This is a genomic window from Pyxidicoccus sp. MSG2, from assembly GCF_026626705.1.
GTDB lineage: Bacteria > Myxococcota > Myxococcia > Myxococcales > Myxococcaceae > Myxococcus.
The window spans coordinates 1,874,914-1,894,116 of sequence record NZ_JAPNKC010000001.1 but is presented as its reverse complement, the minus strand read 5'-3'; the positions used below and the strand labels follow the sequence as shown (position 1 = coordinate 1,894,116).

The following is a 19,203-nucleotide window of genomic DNA, read 5'->3' as shown; positions in this document are numbered from 1 at the left end:
CAGGGCCCGATTTGATGGGTGGGCCGCGCCCGCTGTGGCGCGACCCTCCCGCGGCGGGGGCTTCTTCCGGCGTGCAAGCGTCAGCGTGCGCTGCCCGGAGCGGTCATGCGGCGTCTTGCTCCAGCAGCCGCAGGTGGTGGGCCAGCCGCTCCACCACCGAAGTGACGTGGGGTGCGGTCAGCAAGGTGAAGTGGTCGCCGGGTACTTCGTGCACGGTGAGTGCGCCCGGGAGCCACGCACTCCAGCCCAGGTCCTCGGCGCGAGGCGCCCCGTTCGGGGGCGTGGCGGCCCGGAGGAGGACGGCCGGCCCCGTGTAGACGCTGGCGGGCACGTAGTTGCGCTGGGCATGACTGAGCCGCTGATACACGCGGAAGAGGCGCTCGGCCGCGTCGAGGTCCAGCGCGGGCCCGCCCGAGGGTGCGCGCTGCGCCAGTTCCAGCACGTAGGCGAGTGCGCCGCGCACGTCGAGCCGCCGCAGGTGCTCCACGTCCAGGGGCAGTGACTGCCACGGAATCCCGAGCACCCGGCCGAAGCCGGCCAGTTGCGTGAGGGCGTCCGGGTCAGGCCGGGGCTGCGCCTGGGGCGCGTGGCTGTCGAGGAGGGCGAGCAACTCCACCTGCTCGCCTGCCTGCTGGAGGAGCCGGGCCATCTCGTAGGCGACGATTCCACCGAAGGACCAGCCACCCAGGAGGTAGGGCCCCTGGGGCTGCACGGCGCGGAGCTGGGCGAGGTAGTCGCGAGCGAGGACTTCGATGGAGGCGGCGGGCAGCTCACCCCCGTCGATACCGGAGGCGGACAGGCCGTAGATGGGCCTGTTGCTGCCGAGCAGGCGGACGAGCTCGGTGTAGCCCAGCACGCTGCCGCCTCCTCCGTGGACGAGGAAGAGGGGACGGCCGGTGGCGGTGCCTGCGTCCAGGCGGACGAGGTTGGAGGTGGAGGTGGAGGCGTCGTCGCGCTGCTCCAGCCGCCGTGCGAGGCGCTCCACGGTGGCGCCCTGGAAGAGGGCCGACACGGGCAGTGCGACTCCGATGCGCTCGCGGAGTCGTGCCATGAGGCGCACGGCGAGGAGGGAGTGGCCGCCGAGGGAGAAGAAGTCGTCGGTGGCGCCGACCTTCTCGACGTGGAGCACTTCGGCCCAGACGGCGGCCACGGCCTCCTCGGTGGGAGTGCGCGGGGCGACGTAGGCGGCGCTGGTGGTGGAGGCGTCGGGGGTGGGCAGGGCCTTGCGGTCGACCTTGCCGTGGGTGTTGAGGGGCAGTGCCGCCAGGAAGACGAAGGCGGAAGGCACCATGTACTCGGGCAGCGAGCGCAGCAGCGAGGTGCGGAGCGCGGCCGTATCGAGAGCGCCTCCCTCAGGCGTGACGAGGTAGGCGACGAGGCGAGGGTTGCCGGGGACGTCCTCGCGAGAGAGCACGACGGCACGACTGACGGTGGACTCCTGCTCCAGGGCGGCTTCGATTTCGCCCAACTCAATCCGGAAGCCGCGCAGCTTCACCTGGAAGTCGATGCGGCCCAGGTAGTCCAGCTCGCCGTTGGCGAGCCAGCGCACCTTGTCGCCGGTGCGGTAGAGGCGGCCACCGGCCACCGTACCGAACGGGTCCGGGACGAACTTCTCCGCGGAGAGCTCGGGCCTGCCGAGGTAGCCGCGAGCGACACCCGCGCCGCCGATGAAGAGCTCGCCGGGGACGCCTGTGGGGACGGGCTGCATGCGCTCGTCGAGGACGTACACCTGCACGTTGGCCAGCGGGCCGCCCAGGGTGGGCCTGGAGGCGCCGCGAATGGAGCGGGCGGTGGTGTCGACGGTGCACTCGGTGGGGCCGTAGACGTTGAAGCAGTGGATGAAGGGGTGGGCGGACAGCTTCGCCCAGAGGGCTTCGTCCACGGCCTCGCCGCCCACCAACACGCGCAGCGGCCTGGAAGCCGCGAGGCCCTCTTCCAGCAGCAGGCGCAGGTGGGAGGGCGAGCAGTCGAGGACGTCGAGTTGGTGCTTCTCCACCCACACCTTGAGCAGCGCTACGTCCTCACGTGCGGCCTGTGGCACGACGCAGAGGGCATGGCCGTCGGCCACCTGGATGAGTTGCTTCACGGAGGCGTCGAAGGCGAGAGGAGCGTTGAGGCTGACGCGCAGCGCGCCTTCCGCTCCGGCATACACAGCCGAGGCCAGTGCGGTGCGCAGGTTCATCACGGAGGCGTGCTGAACCATGACGCCCTTGGGGCGGCCGGTGGAGCCGGAGGTGTAGATGACGTAGGCGAGATGCTCGGGCGAGGTGACGCGAGGCGGGTTGGCCTCGGACTCGCGCGAGAGCGACAGCGTGGTGGAAGTGTCGTCCAGATACACCGCCTCCACGGAGGCACCCTCGAGCTGCGGCTTCAGGTGGCGCTGGGTGAGTGCGAGCCGTGCGCCGCAGTCCTGGAGCATGAAGGCCAGACGCTCGCGCGGGTAGGCGGGGTCCATGGGGACGTAGGCGCCACCGGCCTTGAGGATGGCGAGGACGGCCACCACCATGTCGACGCCGCGCTCCATGCAGAGGGCGACGCGCACCTCGGGCCCCACGCCGCGCTGGCGCAGGACATGAGCGAGCTGGTTGGCGCGGCTGTTGACCTGAGCGAAGGACAACGAGGCGGAGTCATCGAGCACCGCGACGGCATCCGGCGTACGAGTCGCCTGCTGCTCGAAGCGCTCATGCAGGGCGCCTTCCCAGTGCGATTCCTGGCGCGTGTCATTCCAGCGCATCAGTACCTGCTGGCGCTCGGACGCGGGCAGCAGGGGCAACTCTCCCACTCGCGTCTCGGGCGCGGACACGGCGGCCTGCACCAGCGTGGTGAAGTGCTCCACCATGCGGGCGATGGTGCCCTGCTCGAACAGGTCTGTGCGGTAGCTCAGGGCGCCGCCGAGACCCTCGGTCCGCTGGGTCAGCGAGAGCGTCAGGTCGAACTTCGTGGCCTGCGCGCCGGACTCGAAGGACTCCACGCCCAGCGGGGTGCTGTCCTTCGCACCGCCCTTTACCTCCATGGAGGTCGTCGGAGCGTTCTGCAGGACGAGCATCGCCTGGAATAGCGGTGAGTGACTGAGGCTGCGCTGCGGTCGCAGCTCCTCGACGAGCTTCTCGAAGGGGACGTCCTGGTGCTCGTAGGCGCCGAGCGTGGTGGTGCGCACGTGGGCGAGCAGCTCGCGGAAGGTTGCGCGTGCGTCCACCTGGGTGCGCAGCACCAGCGTGTTGACGAAGAATCCGATGAGGCCCTCCGTCTCCCCACGGGTGCGGCCGGCGATGGGAGAGCCGACGGAGATGTCGTCCTGTCCGGAGTAGCGGGCCAGCAACACCTGCCAGAGGGCGAGCAGGGCCATGAAGGGCGTGGCGCCCACGCGCTGACACAGGGCCAGGAGTGCCTCGGTGACGGGGGCGGACAGCTGCACGGGCTGCGACGCGCCGCGGTGGGACTGGACGGCGGGCCGAGGCTTGTCAGTGGGCAGCTCCAGTACGGGGGCCGCACCGGAGAGTTGCTGGCGCCAGTACCCCAGTTGCTTCTCCAGGGCCTCACCCCGCAGCCACGCGCGCTGCCAGGCGGCGAAGTCCGCGTACTGCACCGGCAGGGCGGGCAGTCGAGGCTCACGGCCCAAGGAGTGCGACGCGTACAACTCCGTCAACTCACGCACCAGCACGCCCATGGACCAGCCGTCGGAGACGATGTGGTGCATCGTCCCGATGAGGACATGGTCCTGCTCGCCCAGGCGCAGCAGGAGGGCGCGGAAGACGGGGCCGCGCGCCAGGTCGAAGGGGCGCTGGGCTTCCTGCGCGGCCAGCCTGCGGGCCTCGGCCTCGCACTCGGAGGCGGGCAGTGCGCTCAGGTCCACCACCGGCAGCGGGAAGTGAGGCAGCGGGTGGATGACCTGCACGGGCTCGCCGTCATGGACGCCGAAGGTGGTGCGCAGTGCCTCGTGCCGCTCGACGAGTGAAACAAAGGCCTTCTCCAGCGCGCTCACGTCCAGAGGCCCGCGCATGCGCAGCGCGGTGGGGATGTTGTACGCGGAGCTGCCGGGCTGGAGCTGGTCGATGAACCAGAGGCGCTGCTGAGCGAAGGAGAGCGGCAACTCACCGGTGCGCGGCACGGGCACCAGGGGCGGAGCCTGGACGGTGCGCGAGTGCACCGCCGCGTCCACCCGCTTCGCGAGCGCGGAGAGGATGGGCGCCTCGAAGAGGGCACGTAGGGGCAGTTCCACGCCGAAGGTGGAGCGGATGCGCGAGATGACCTGCGTGGCCAGCAGCGAGTGGCCTCCCAGCTCGAAGAACTGCGCCTCCGCGCCTACGCGCTCCAGGCCCAGCACCTGGGCCCACAGCCCCGCGAGCAGCTCCTCGGTGGGGGTGCGCGGGGCGACGTGCTCCGCCGTGGACGTCCGAGCCTCGGGCACGGGCAGGGCCTTGCGGTCCACCTTTCCGTTGGGCGTCAGCGGCAGCGCCTCCAGCACCATGAAGGCCGAGGGCACCATGTGCTCGGGCAGTTGCTGCTTCGCGGTAGCCCGGAGCGCCTCCGCGTCCAGGGAGACGCCGGGAGCAGGGACTGCGTAGGCCACCAGGCGCTTGTCGCCAGGGCGGTCCTCGCGCACCAGTACCAGTGCCTGCCGCACGCCGGAGTGCGAGGTCAACACGGCTTCGATTTCACCCAACTCGATGCGGAAGCCGCGCAGCTTCACCTGGAAGTCGATGCGACCGACGTAGTCCAGCGTGCCGTCCGCCCTCCAGCGCACGAGGTCTCCCGTGCGGTAGAGGCGACCACCGGGCTCGGTGGCGAACGGGTCCGGCACGAACTTCTCGGCCGTCAGCTCCGGCCGGTTGAGGTAGCCGCGAGCGAGGCCCACGCCACCGATGCACAGCTCGCCGGCCACGCCCACGGGTACCGGGCGCAGGTGGCGATCCAGCACGTATTGCCGCGTGTTGGCGAGGCCCTGGCCCAGCGGCGGACGCTGTCCGTCCGCGACGCAGAGGTGCATGTTGGCGATGACGGTGCCCTCCGTGGGGCCGTACGCATTGAAGAACCGTCGGCCGGAAGCCCACTTCTCCACCAGTTCGGCCGAGCAGGCCTCGCCGCCAGAGAGGATGGTGCCCAGCGTCTCCAGCCCCTGGGTCGGCATGACGGCCAGCACGGAGGGTGGCAGCAGCACCTGGTCGATGGCCTGGCCGCGCAGCACCTCCATCAGGGGCTGGCCGGGCATCAGGTCTTCGCGCGATGCCATCACCAGGGTGGCACCGTGGAACAGGGCCAGCGTCACCTCGTACACGGAGGCGTCGAAGCTGGAGGACGCGAACTGGAGCACGCGCTGGCCCGCACGCAGGCTCGTGACGCGGGCGATGTCCGCCGCGAGGTTGGGCACGCCGCGGTGGCTCACCATGACGCCCTTGGGACGCCCGGTGCTGCCCGAGGTGTAGATGACGTACGCCAGGTCGTCCGCCGTGCCGACGCGTGCCGGTGCGGTGACCGGGTGGCGCGAGAGGACGGGCCCGAGGACATCGAGCGCGAGCACGTCACCCGAGAAGGAGGGGAGCATGTCGCCCAGGCGTGCGTGGGTGAGGAGCACCGACGCGCCGCAGTCCTGGAGCATGAAGTCCAGGCGCTCGCGGGGGTAGGCCGGGTCCATGGGCACGTAGGCGCCGCCGGCCTTGAGCACACCCAGCAGCCCCACCACCACGTCGAACGAGCGCTCCAGGCACAGCGCCACCCGTGTGTCGGGGCGCACGCCCCGGGCGCGCAGCTCATGGGCGAGCTGGTTGGCCCGCGCGTCCAGCTCGCGGTAGCTCAGCGTGCGCTCGCCGAAGCGGAGGGCCGAGGCGTCGGGCGTGCGCTGCACCTGGGCCTCGAACATCTCGTGGAAGCGGGCGCCGTCCGCGAAGGGCGCGGCCGTGTCGTTCCACTGCTCGACGACCTGGCGGCGCTCGTCCTCGCGCATCAGCGGCAGCTCGGACAGGCGCTGGCGCGGGTTGGCAGTGATGGCCTCCAGCAGGGTGTGGAGGTGGCCCGCCAGGCGCGCGACGGTGGAGGCGTCGAAGAGGTCGGTGTTGTAGTTCAGCGAGCCGTACAGCCCCTGCGGGCCCGGCGTCACCGTCAGCGTCAGCTCGAACTTGGCGACGTGGGTGGGAGCTTCCACGGTGGACAACTTCAGGCCCGGCAGGGAGATGGAGGAGTCGGGCAGGTTCTGCAGTGAGAACATGACCTGGAAGAGCGGCGAGCGGCTCAGGTCGCGCTCGTGCTGGAGCACTTCCACCAGCTTCTCGAAGGGCACCTCCTGGTGGGCATACGCGCCCAGCGTGGACTCACGCACCCGTCCCAGCAGGGACGCGAAGGTGTCCTCGTCGGACACGCGGGCGCGCAGCGCGAGCGAGTTGACGAAGAAGCCGATGAGGCCCTCCGTCTCCGTGCGGTTGCGGCCGGCGATGGGCGAGCCGACGACGACGTCGTCCTGTCCGGAGTACCGGGAGAGCAGCGTCTGCCAGGCGGCGAGCAGCACCATGAAGAGGGTGGAGTCGTGCTGGCGGGCGAGCGCCTCCAGTTGCTGCCCCAGCTCCGCGGGGAGCGCGAAGGGGTGCGTCGCCCCGTGGAACGTCTGCATGGGCGGACGGGGCCTGTCGGTGGGCAGCTCCATCGCCTGCGGAGCGCCGCCGAGCTGCTGCTTCCAGTATCCGAGCTGCGCTTCCAGCACCTCGCCGCTCAGCCAGCTCCGCTGCCACACCGCGTAGTCGGCGTACTGCGTCGGCAGCGGCGCGAGCCTCGGCGGCTGGCCCGAGGCGTGAGCCTGGTACAGGGCTGCCAGCTCGCGCACGAGCACGCCGAGCGACCAGCCGTCGGAGATGATGTGGTGCAGGTTGAGGAGCAGCACATGCTCTTCGGACGCGAGCCTCAGCAGCGAGGCGCGGAACAGCGGGCCCTCGGAGAGGTCGAACGGGCGGACGCCCTCCTCGGTGGCCAGACGCCGGGCCTCGGTCTCGCGCGCGTCGGTGGTCAGCGCGCCCAGGTCCACCACGGGCAGATGGAAGGCCGAGACGGGGTGGATGACCTGCACGGGCTCGCCATTGCTGGCAGCGAAGGTGGTGCGCAGTGACTCGTGACGCTCGACGAGTGCACCGAGGCTGCGCTCCAGAGCCGCAACGTCCAGCGTGCCGGTGAGGCGCACCGGAGAGGGCATGTTGTAGGCGGAGCTGCCGGGCTGGAGCTGGTCGATGAACCACAGGCGCTGCTGAGCGAAGGAGAGTGGCAGCGGCCCGGTGCGAGGCACGGGGATGATGGCGAGCGCCTGAGTGCCGGGCGCGGACTGCCGGACGGACTCGATGCGAGAGGCGAGGGCCGCCACGGTGGGCGCCTCGAAGAGGGCACGCAGCGGCAGCTCCACTTCGAAAGTCGAGCGAATGCGCGAGATGACCTGTGTGGCCACCAGCGAATGGCCGCCGAGCTCGAAGAAGTTGTCGTGGACGCCGATGCGCTGCACGCGGAGCACCTGGGTCCAGAGCGCGGCGAGCTGCTCCTCGGTGGGATTGCGAGGCGCGACGAAGGACTCCGCCTTTGAGAGCAGCGCCGAGTCGGGAGCGGGCAGGGCCTTGCGGTCGACCTTGGCGTTGGAGGTGAGGGGAAGGGAGTCCAGGCGCACCAGGGCGGAGGGCACCATGTACTCAGGCAGTCGCTGCTTGAGGGCGGTGCGCAGGGCGGTCATGTCGAGGGACTCGGGCGCGGCGACATAGCCGACGAGGCGCTTGTCTCCGGGCACGTCTTCACGCACCAGGGCCACGGCCTGGGCCACATCGGGGAAGGCGAGCAGCGAGGCTTCGACTTCTGCCAGTTCGATGCGGTAGCCGCGCACCTTCACCTGGGCGTCGGCGCGGCCGAGGAACTCCAGCACGCCGTCGTTGCGCCAGCGGGCCAGGTCCCCCGTGCGGTAGAGGCGGGCGCCGGGGATGTCGGAGAAGGAGTCCGGGACGAAGCGCTCTGCGGTGAGGGAGGGCTGGCCGACGTAGCCCCGGGCCACGCCGTCGCCGCCGATGAACAGCTCACCGACGACGCCGACGGGCACCGGCTGGCCAGAGGCATCCAGCAGGTACACGTGAGTGTTGCCGATGGGTTTGCCGATGGGCACGGAGGTGCCCACGTGCTCCACCGAAGTCATTCGGTGGGTTGAGGCGAAGAGCGTCGTCTCCGTGGGGCCGTAGCAAGCCGTCACCGGAATGCGCAGCTCTTCGAGGACACGGCGCACGTGCGGCGCGCTCACCACGTCACCACCGGTGAGCAACTGCTTCACCCCACGAAGGGCGGGGAAGTTGTGGTCCACCACCTGGGTGAAGAGGCCGGAGGTGAGGTGAAGGGTGGTGACGCCGTGCTTCACCAGCACCGACTCCAGCTCCTTCAAGTCAGAGGGAGAGTGGGGCGGGAAGACGACGAGACGGGCGCCATGGAGCAGGGGGCCCCACAGCTCCAGGGTGGAGGCGTCGAAGGAAACGGGGGCGATGAGGAGGAAGGTCTCATCGGGGCCCAGGTGCGCGTAGTCGTTGCCGAAGACGGTGCGCAGCACGGCGGACTGCGGAGTGCCGACGCCCTTGGGCCTACCGGTGGAGCCGGAGGTGAAGTCGATGTACGCGAGGCTCTGGGGCAGGGCGGCCACGGGAGGTGCCGAAGTCGGCTGGCTTTCCAGGGGCACCTCTCCCAGCACGACGGTGGACAGGCCCTCGGAGGGCAGCTTCGGGAGCAGCTCGCGCGAGGTGATGAGCACGGTGGGGCGAGCGTCCTCCACCATGGCGGCGAGGCGCTCACGTGGGTAGGACGGGTCCAGAGGGACGTAGGCGCCGCCGGCCTTGAGGATGGCGAGGAGGGAGACAATCAGCTCCAGCGAGCGGTCCAGGGCCAGGGCCACGCGCGAGTCGGTGGACACGCCCAGTCCCCGCAGGTGGTGCGCGAGCTGGTTGGAGTGCTCATCCAACTGCCGGTACGTCAGCTTCGAGTCACCGAACTCGACGGCGACCTTGTCCGCGTACCGAGCCACCACCTGCGAGAAGACCTCGGGCAGGGTGGAGCCGCGCGGGTAGTCGGTGGCGGTGGCATTCCACTCCACCAACACCTGCCGGCGCTCGGCCGTGGTGAGCATGGAGATGGAGGCCAGGGGCGCGTTCGGCCGGGCGACGAGGGCCTCCACCAGCACGCGGAAGTGCTCTGCCATCCGCGCGGCGGTGGCGGGCTCGAACAGGTCGGTGTTGTACCGCAGGGGGCCCTGGAAGCCCTCAGACGTCTCGGAAAGGCTCAGCTCCAGCTCGAACCGGATCGAGGGGTTGTTCACCTCGTCCAGCGGGCGCAGCGCCAGTGTGGACTTCTGGGCCTGCTCCGGGCCTTGCATCGACGCTGCCGTGGGCGCGTTCTGCAGGGCGAAGAGGACCTGGAACAGCGGGCTGCGGCTCATGTCGCGAGCAGTCTGGAGCTCTTCCACCAGTCGCTCGAAAGGCACGTCCTGATGGGCGTACGCGCCAAGCGCCGTCTCCTTCACCCCGCGCAGCAGGTGCAGGTACGAGGACTGGTCATCCACCCGGGCCCGCATCACCAGCGTGTTGATGAAGAAGCCGATGAGGCCCTCCAGTTCTCCACGCTGGCGGCCAGCGATGGGCGAGCCGACGGAGACGTCCGGCTGACCGGAGTAACGGGACAGCAGCACCTGGAACGCAGCGAGCAGGGCCATGAAGGGCGTGAGGCCCTCCTGCTGGCACAGTGCCTTGAGCTTCTCCGACGCGGCCCGGGACAACGCCACCGGCACGTGCGCACCACGGAAGGTCTGCACGGGCGGACGCGGCTTGTCGGTGGGCAGCTCCAACGTCGAGAGGCCGGAGAGCTGCTTGCGCCACCAGCCGAGTTGCTCATCGAGCACCGCGCCCTGGAGCCACTCGCGCTGCCAGACGGCGTAGTCCGCGTACTGGAGCGGCAGCGGCGGCAGGGGCGAAGGACGGCCCTGCGAGAAGGCGTCGTAGAGCGCCGCGACTTCCCGCACCAGCACGCCCATGGACCAACCGTCCGAGACGATGTGGTGCATGTTGAGTGCGAGCACGTGGTCCGTAGGCCCCAGCTTCAGCAGTCGGGCGCGCATCAGCGGGCCTGTGGAGAGGTTGAAGGGCGTCAACAACTCCTCGCGCAGGCGGCGCTCCAGCTCGGCGCGCGCGGCCTGGGGCTCCAGGCTGCTGAGGTTCGTCACCTCCAGGGGCAGATGACCCTGGGGCGAGATGAGCTGGAGGGGCTGGCCCTCCTGCTGGGTGAAGGTGGTGCGCAGGGCCTCATGCCGGTGCACGAGGGCCTCGAAGCCGCGGCGCAGGGCCTCGACGTCGAGCATGCCCTCCAGGCGCACGAAGGTGGGCATGTTGTAGGAGGCGCTACCGGGCTGGAGCTGGTCGATGAACCACAGGCGCTGCTGAGCGAAGGAGAGCGGCAGCGGCCCGGTGCGAGGCACGGGGACGATGGCGAGCGCCGGGGTGCCGGGCGCGGACTGCCGGACGGACTCGATGCGAGAGGCGAGTGCGGCGACGGTGGGCGCCTCGAAGAGAGCGCGCAGGGGCAGCTCCACGCCGAGGGTGGAGCGGATGCGGGAGACGAGCTGCGTGGCCAGCAGGGAGTGGCCGCCCAGCTCGAAGAAGTTGCCGGTGACGCTCACCCTGGGCAGCCGGAGGACGGCCGCGAACAGCTCGGCGAGCTTCTCCTCGGAGGGAGTGCGAGGAGCGACGAAGTCCTCGGTGGAGGTGAGCGCGGCGTCCGGTGCGGGGAGGGCCTTGCGGTCGACCTTGGCGTTGGAGGTAAGGGGAAGGGAGTCCAGGCGCACCAGGGCGGAGGGCACCATGTACTCGGGCAGCCGCTGCTTGAGTGCGGTGCGCAGGGCGGTCATGTCGAGCGACTCAGGCGCGGCGACATAGCCGACGAGGCGCTTGTCGCCGGGGACATCCTCGCGCACCAGGGCGACGGCCTGGGCCACGGCGGGGAAGGCGAGCAGCGAGGCTTCGACTTCTGCCAGTTCGATGCGGTAGCCGCGCACCTTCACCTGGGCGTCGGCGCGGCCGAGGAACTCCAGCACGCCGTCGTTGCGCCAGCGGGCCAGGTCACCCGTGCGGTAGAGGCGGGCGCCAGGGATGCCGGAGAAGGAGTCGGGAACGAAGCGCTCTGCGGTGAGGGAGGGCTGGCCGACGTAGCCCCGGGCCACGCCGTCGCCGCCGATGAACAGCTCACCGACGACGCCGACGGGCACCGGCTGGCCAGAGGCATCCAGCAGGTACACGTGAGTGTTGCCGATGGGCTTGCCAATGGGCACGGAGGTGCCCACGTGCTCCACCGAAGTCATTCGGTGAGTGGACGCGAAGAGCGTCGTCTCCGTGGGGCCGTAGCAAGCCGTCACCGGAATGCGCAGCTCTTCGAGGACACGGCGCACGTGCGGCGCGCTCACCACGTCACCACCGGTGAGCAACTGCTTCACCCCACGAAGGGCGGGGAAGTTGTGGTCCACCACCTGGGTGAAGAGGCCGGCGGTGAGGTGAAGGGTGGTGACGCCATGCTTCACCAGCACGGACTCCAGCTCCTTCAAGTCAGAAGGAGAGTGGGGCGGGAAGACGACGAGACGGGCGCCATGGAGCAGCGGGCCCCACAGCTCCAGGGTGGAGGCGTCGAAGGAAACGGGGGCGATGAGGAGGAAGGTCTCATCGGGGCCCAGGTGCGCGTAGTCGTTGCCGAAGACGGTGCGCAGCACGGCGGCCTGAGGGGTGCCGACGCCCTTGGGCCTACCGGTGGAGCCGGAGGTGAAGTCGATGTACGCGAGGCTCAGGGGCAGGACGGCCAGAGGAGGTGCCGAAGTCGGCTGGCTTTCCAGGGACACCTCTCCCAGCACGACGGTGGACAGGCCCTCGGCGGGCAGTTTCGGGAGCAGCTCGCGCGAGGTGATGAGCACGGTGGGGCGAGCGTCCTCCACCATGGCGGTGAGGCGCTCGCGCGGGTAGGACGGGTCCAGAGGGACGTAGGCGCCGCCGGCCTTGAGGATGGCGAGCAGGGAGACAATCAACTCCAGCGAGCGGTCCAGGGCCAGGGCCACGCGCGAGTCGGTGGACACGCCCAGTCCCCGCAGGTGGTGCGCGAGCTGGTTGGAGTGCTCATCGAGCTGCCGGTAGGTGAGCTTCGAGTCACCGAACTCGACGGCGACCTTGTCTGCGTACCGGGCCACCACCTGCGAGAAGACCTCGGGCAGGGTAGAGCCGCGCGGGTAATCGGCGGCGGTGGCATTCCACTCCACCAGCACCTGTCGGCGCTCCACCGGAGACAGCAGGGAGATGGATGCGAGGGCCGCTTCGGGTTGTGAGGCGAGCGCCTCCACCAGCACCTGGAAGTGGCTCGCCATGCGCAGTGCGGTGGCGCGCTCGAAGAGGTCGGTGTTGTAGCCCAGCAAGCCTTGGTAGCCCTCCGGAGACTCCGAGAGGGTGAGCTGCAGCTCGAACTTGATGGTGGGGTTGTCGACTTCCAGCGGACGCAGTGCCAGCCCCTTGCCCCGGGCCGAGGCCGTGGGCGTGTTCCGCAAGGAGAAGATGACCTGGAAGAGGGGGCTGCGGCTCATGTCACGGGTGGACTGGAGCTCCTCCACCAGCCGCTCGAAGGGCACATCCTGGTGGGCGTACGCGCCCAGCGAGGACTCCTTCACCTGCCGCAGCAGGTGGACGAAGGACGCGCCGTCCTCCACGTGAGTGCGCAGCACCAGCGTGTTGACGAAGAAGCCGATGAGGCCTTCCAGCTCGCCGCGCTGACGGCCGGCGATGGGCGAGCCGACAGTGATGTCCCGTTGCCCGGAGTAGCGGGAGAGAAGGACCTGGAAGGCGGCGAGCAACGCCATGAAGGGCGTGGCGCCTTCTTGCTGGCACAGCGCCTTGAGCTGCTCGGAGGCGGCGAGCGAGAGCGCAACGGGTACGTCCGCGCCGTTGAACGTCTGGACGGGCGGGCGTGGCTTGTCGGTGGGCATCTCCAAGATGGGGACGCCGGAGAGGTGCCGCTTCCAGTAGTCGAGTTGCTCGTCCAGCACCGCGCCCTGGAGCCACTGGCGCTGCCATGCGGCGTAGTCGGCGTATTGGATGGGTAGCGGCGGCAGGGGCGAGGGCCGGCCCTGCGAGAAGGCCTCGTAGAGTGCGGCGACTTCACGCACCAGTACGCCCATGGACCAGCCGTCCGAGACGATGTGGTGCATGTTGAGGGCGAGCACGTGCTCGGTGGCGCTCAGCTTCAGCAGGTGCGCGCGCATCAGCGGACCGGTGGCGAGGTGGAAGGGGCGCAGGGCCTCCTCGCGCAACCGGCGCTCCAGCTCGGCGCTGACGGCGTGGGGCTCCAGGCCACTGAGGTCCACGAGCTTCAGCGGCAGCTCACCGTGGGGAGCGATGAGCTGGAAGGGCTGGCCCTCCTGCTGGGTGAAGGAGGTGCGCAGGGCTTCGTGGCGGTGCACCAGCTCGTCGAAGCTCCGCTGGAGTGCGGCCACGTCGAGCAGGCCGTCCATGCGCACGAAGACGGGCATGTTGTAGGCGGGGCTGCCGGGCTGGAGCTGGTCGATGAGCCACAGGCGCTGCTGGGCGAAGGACACGGGCAGAGCGCCCTCGCGCGAGAGTGCGACGAGGCCGGGCGCCTGGCTTGGAAGCCCCGTCAGCTGGGCGGACTCGATGCGAGTGGCGAGGGCCTCCAGAGTAGGGGCTTCGAAGAGGGCGCGAAGGGGCAGCTCCACACCGAAGGTGGAGCGGACGCGGGAGACGAGCTGCGTGGCCAGCAGCGAGTGGCCGCCCAGCTCGAAGAAGTTGTCGGACACGCCCACGCGAGGCACGCGGAGGACTTCGGCCCACAGCGAGGCGAGCTGCTCCTCGACGGAGGAGCGGGGGGCGAGGTAGCCGTCCCGCGGCGCGGCGGCGTCCGGGACGGGGAGCGCCTTTCTGTCCACCTTGCCATTGGGGGTGAGGGGCAGCGCCTCCAGGACGACGAAGGCGGAAGGCACCATGTACGCGGGCAGCCGCTGCTGGAGGAAGGAGCGCAAGGGCTCGGCTTCGGGGCGAGGGCCGGCCGCGGCAGTGACGTAGGCGACCAGTCGCTTGTCACCGGGCACGTCCTCGCGAGCGACGACGAGGGCTTCGTGCACGGACGGGTGCTCACGCAGGACGGCGGCGACTTCGCCCGGCTCGATACGGAAGCCACGCACCTTCACCTGGAAGTCGGCGCGGCCCAGGAAGTCGACACGGCCGTCAGCCAGCCAGCGCACGCGGTCTCCGGTGCGGTACATGCGGGCGCCGGGGAGAGGGGAGAAGGCGTCGGGGAGGTAGCGCTCCGCCGTCAAGTCGGGCCGGTGCAGGTAGCCGCGCGTCACCTGGGCGCCGCCGACGTACAGCTCTCCGGGGACGCCGAGAGGCACGGGCTGCAGGGCCTCGTCCAGCACGTACAGGCGCGTATGGGCCAGGGGCCGACCCAGCGGTGCCGAGGCAGGTGCGGCGCTGGAGGTCGACGCAGAGACATCGCCGGAGGCGGGCCCATGCAGGCGACCTGCGAGCACGCCCACCGTCGTCTCGGTGGGGCCGTAGTGGTTGTGGATTTCGCACCCGGGCGCCAGCGTGCGGACCGTTTCCAGCAGAGCGGGTGTGGAGGACTCACCGCCGAGCACCAGTCGCTTGCGAGGCAGCACGAGGTGGGGCTCTGCCGCAGTCAGCAGGGCGGCCAGGTGGGAGGGGACGATCTTGACGCAGTCGATGGGGTGCCGCCGGAAGTACTCGGCGAAGTCGGTGGGGCTGCCGACGCGCTCCTGCGTGAGGATGTGGAGCAGGCCACCGGTGCACAAGGCGGGGAAGAGGACGGTGTTGCCCAGGTCGGCGGCGAAGGTGGAGACGAGGGCGAAGCTGGAGCAGTCGGCGAGGCCGAGTCTGTCGGTGACGGAGTGGACGTAGGTGAGCAGGTGGCCATGGGCCACGGCGACGCCCTTGGGCCTGCCGGTGCTGCCGGAGGTGAAGAGGACGTAGGCCAGGTGCTGCGGGTGCGGCGCGCATGCGGGCGCGCTGGTGCTCAGTCGCTCCAGCATGGGGGCGTCCTCGTCCAGGCGCACCACCGCGACGGGAAGGGCGGCGAAGGAGGCGGCATGCCGCGCATGCGTCACCACCACGGGAGCGGCGACTTCCTGTACCAGCGCCTGGAGGCGCAGCGCGGGCTGGGCCGAGTCCATCGGAACGTAGGCCCCTCCGGCCTTCCAGACGGCGAGCAGGGCAACCACCATGTCCACGCCGCGCTCCAGGCAGAGGGCGACGCAGGTGTCGGCCCCCACGCCCAGCGAGCGCAGGTGCCAGGCCAACTGGTTGGCGCGGGCCTCCAGTTGCGCGTACGTGAGGACTTCCCCTTCGCAAGCGACGGCGGGCCGAGAGGGGTGAAGCGCGGCCTGGGCCTCGAAGAGGGCGGGCACGGAGACCTGGGGCGCGGGACCCGTCGCCGTGGCGTTGAAGGACTCGAGCAGCAGTGTGCGCTCGGCGGAGGAAAGGAGCGGCAACTCACCCACGCGGGTTTCCGGCGCGGACACGGCGGCCTGCACCAGCGTGGAGAAGTGCTCCACCATGCGGGCAATGGTGCCCGGCTCGAAGAGGTCCGTGCGGTAGCTCAGCGTGCCGGATAGCCCTGCCGGCGTTTCTCCCAGGGACAGCGTCAGGTCGAACTTGGTGGCCTGGGTGCCGGATTCGAAAGGCTCCAGGCGCAGGGGCGTGCTGCCCTCCTCCGCACCGCCCTTCACCTCCAGGGTGGTCGTCGGCGCGTTCTGCAGGACGAGCATCACCTGGAAGAGGGGCGAGTGGCTGAGGCTGCGCTGGGGCCGCAGTTCCTCGACGAGCTTCTCGAAGGGGACGTCCTGGTGTTCGTACGCGCCCAGCGTGGTGGCACGCACCTGGGTGAGCAACTCGCGGAAGGTGGCGCGCGAGTCCACGTGGGTGCGCAGCACCAGCGTGTTGACGAAGAAGCCGATGAGGCCCTCCGTCTCCCCGCGGGTGCGGCCAGCAATGGGCGAGCCGACGCTGATGTCGTCCTGGCCAGAGTAGCGGGCCAGCAGCACCTGCCAGAGCGCCAGCAACGCCATGAAGGGCGTGGCCTCCTCGCGCTGGCAGAGCACCTTGAGCGCCTCGGACGTGGACCGCGACAGGGCCACTGGCAGGTGGGCGCCGTGGAACGTCTGCACGGGTGGGCGCGGCTTGTCGGTGGGCATCTCCAGGATGGAGACGCCGGAGAGGTGCCGCTTCCAGTAACCGAGCTGCTCCTCCAGCACCGCGCCCTGGAGCCACTGGCGCTGCCACGCGGCGTAGTCGGCGTACTGCACGGGCAGTGGCGGCAGGGGCGAAGGCCGGCCCTGGGAGAAGGCCTCGTAGAGGGCGGCGACTTCCCGCACCAGCACGCCCATGGACCAGCCGTCCGAGACGATGTGGTGCATGTTGAGGGCGAACACGTGCTCGGTGGGGCCCAGCTTCAGCAACCGCGCGCGCACCAGCGGACCGGTGGCGAGGTTGAAGGGGCGGAGGAGCTCGGCTCGCAGCCGTCGCTCCAGCTCGGCGTGGGCGGCGTGGGGCTCCAGGTCGCTGAGGTCCACGAGCTCCAGCGGCAGCTCACCGTGAGGGGAGATGCGCTGGAAGGGCTGGCCCTCCTGCTGGGTGAAGGTGGTGCGCAGGGTTTCGTGGCGGCTCGCCAGCTCGGAAAGCGAGAGGCGCAGGGCGTCCGCGTCGAGCGTCCCCTTCATGCGGACGAAGGAGGGGATGCTGTAGGTGGCACCCCCCGGCTCGAGCTGGTCGATGAACCACAGGCGCTGCTGCGCGAAGGACAGCGGCAGCTCACCGGTGCGCGGCACCGGGACGAGCGGTGGCGCCGCCCCTTGGGTGGAGGCTCCCGCGGCGCTGATGCGCTGCGCGAGGGCAGCCACAGTGGATGCCTCGAAGAGGGCCCGCAGGGGGAGCTCGATGCCGAAGGCGGTGCGGATGCGGGAGATGAGCTGCGTGGCCAGCAAGGAGTGGCCGCCCAGCTCGAAGAAGTTCCCGGTGACGCTCACCCTGGGCAGGCGCAGGACGCCCGCGAACAGCTCCGCCAGTTTCTCCTCGGTGGGAGTGCGCGGGGCGACATACGTCTCGGCGGGCGACATCAGTGCCGAGTCGGGAGCGGGCAGGGCCCTGCGGTCCAGCTTGGCGTTGGCAGAGAGGGGCAGGGCGTCCAGGCGCACGAGGGCGGAGGGCACCATGTACTCGGGCAGCCGCTGCTTGAGGGCGGTGCGCAGGGCGGCCAGGTCGAGGGACTCGGGAGCGGCGACATAGCCGACGAGGCGCTTGTCGCCGGGCACGTCCTCGCGCACCAGCGCTACGGCCTCGCGCACCTGAGGGAACGCAAGGAGGGCTGCTTCGACTTCGCCGAGCTCGATGCGGAAGCCACGCAGCTTCACCTGCGCGTCGGCACGGCCGACGAAGTCCAGCGCGCCGTCACTGCGCCACCGGACCAGGTCGCCGGTGCGGTAGAGGCGGGCGCCGGGCTCGCTACCGAAGGCATCGGGAATGAAGCGCTCGGCAGTGAGCGCGGGCTGGCCGACGTAGCCTCGCGCCACGCCGTCGCCACCGATGAACAGCTCTCCGGTGACGCCCACGGGCACGGGCTGGCCGTGCGCATCCAGGACGTACAACCGCGTTCCTGGCGTCGGACGGCCGATGGGCACGGTGCTGCCCACCTGCTCCGCGCGTGTCACGGGCCAGGACGTGGCGAACACCGTCGTTTCGGTGGGGCCGTAGAAGGCGGTGACGGGCAGGCGCAGCCCGTCCACGGCGCGGCGTACGTGTGCGGGCGACACGACGTCGCCGCCCGTCATGACGTGCTTCAGCGTATTCAGGCCCGGAGGCGGGTTGTCCACCAACTGGGTGAAGAGGCCAATGGTGGCCCACAGCGTGGTGATGCCCGAGGACTGGATGACGCGGCCCAGTTCTTCCAACGACGCGGCCTGCGGCGGCATCACCACCAGGCGCGCACCGTGCAGCAGCGCGCCCCAGATTTCGAAGGTGGAGGCGTCGAAGTGGATGGGCGCGAACTGGAGCAGGACTTCATCGGGCCCGAAGCGGGCGTAGTCGACGCCGAGGAGGGTGCGCAGCACGCCGCGGTGGGTGGTGCCCACGCCCTTGGGCCGTCCGGTGGAGCCGGAGGTGAAGTCCACGTAGGCCAGCGAGTCGGGCAGGGCTACCGGCGACGGCGCATGCGTCGGCTCGGAGTCGAGCGCGGCGTCCTCCAGCACCACGGTGGAGAGACCGTCCACGGGCAGCTTGGAGAGGAAGGCGCGCGTGGTGACAAGTGCCTGGGGACCGGTGTCCTCCACCATGCCGGCCAGTCGCTGACGCGGGTAGGACGGGTCCAGCGGCACGTAGGCGCCGCCGGCCTTGAGGATGGCGACGAGGGAGACGATGAGCTCCAGCGAGCGCTCGACGGCGAGCGCGACGCTCGTATCCACGCCGACTCCCAGGCGCCGCAGGTGGTGCGCGAGCTGATTGGAGCGCTCATCGAGCTGGCGATAGGTGAGGCGCGAGGAGCCGAACTCCACGGCGACATGGTCCGGGAAGCGCGCTGCCACCTGGGCGAAGACCTCGGGCAGGGTGGACTCGCGCGGGTAGGCGGCGGACCTGACGCTCCAGTCGCGCAGCACCTGCTGTCGCTCCAGCGGAGATAGCAGGGAGACGGAGGAGAGGGGCGCTTCTGGACGGGCGACGAGCGCCTCCACCAGTACCTGGAAGTGGCTCGCCATGCGTAGCGCGGTGGCGTGCTCGTAGAGGTCGGTGTTGTAGCTCAGCAAGCCCCGGTAGCCCTCCGGGGACTCCGAGAGGTTGAGCTGCAGCTCGAACTTGGTGGTGGGGTTCTCCACCTCCACCGCGCTCAGCGCCAGCCCCTGCCTGCGCAGCTCGGGCATGGGCGCGTTCTGCAGGGAGAAGATGACCTGGAAGAGCGGACTGCGACTCATGTCGCGCGTGGGCTGCAGTTCTTCCACCAGTCGCTCGAAGGGCACGTCCTGATGGGCATAGGCGCCCAGTGAGGACTCCTTCACCTGCCGCAGCAGGTGGACGAAGGAAGCGCCGTCCTTCACGTGGGTGCGGAGCACCAGCGTGTTGACGAAGAAGCCGATGAGCCCTTCCAGTTCGCCGCGCTGGCGTCCCGCGATGGGCG

At 70.3% G+C, this 19,203-nt stretch carries 1 protein-coding gene (only partly in view); it reads right to left on the bottom strand.

Annotation, left to right across the window (positions count from 1 at the left end):
• Positions 1-103 precede the first annotated feature (103 nt).
• Positions 104-19,203 carry the 3' portion of a non-ribosomal peptide synthase/polyketide synthase gene (locus OV427_RS07270; RefSeq protein ID WP_267855378.1) on the bottom strand. The gene runs 13,882 nt beyond the window's last position, so 19,100 of the gene's 32,982 nt are visible here — the last part of the coding sequence; the start codon falls outside the window, past its right edge; the stop codon is at positions 104-106.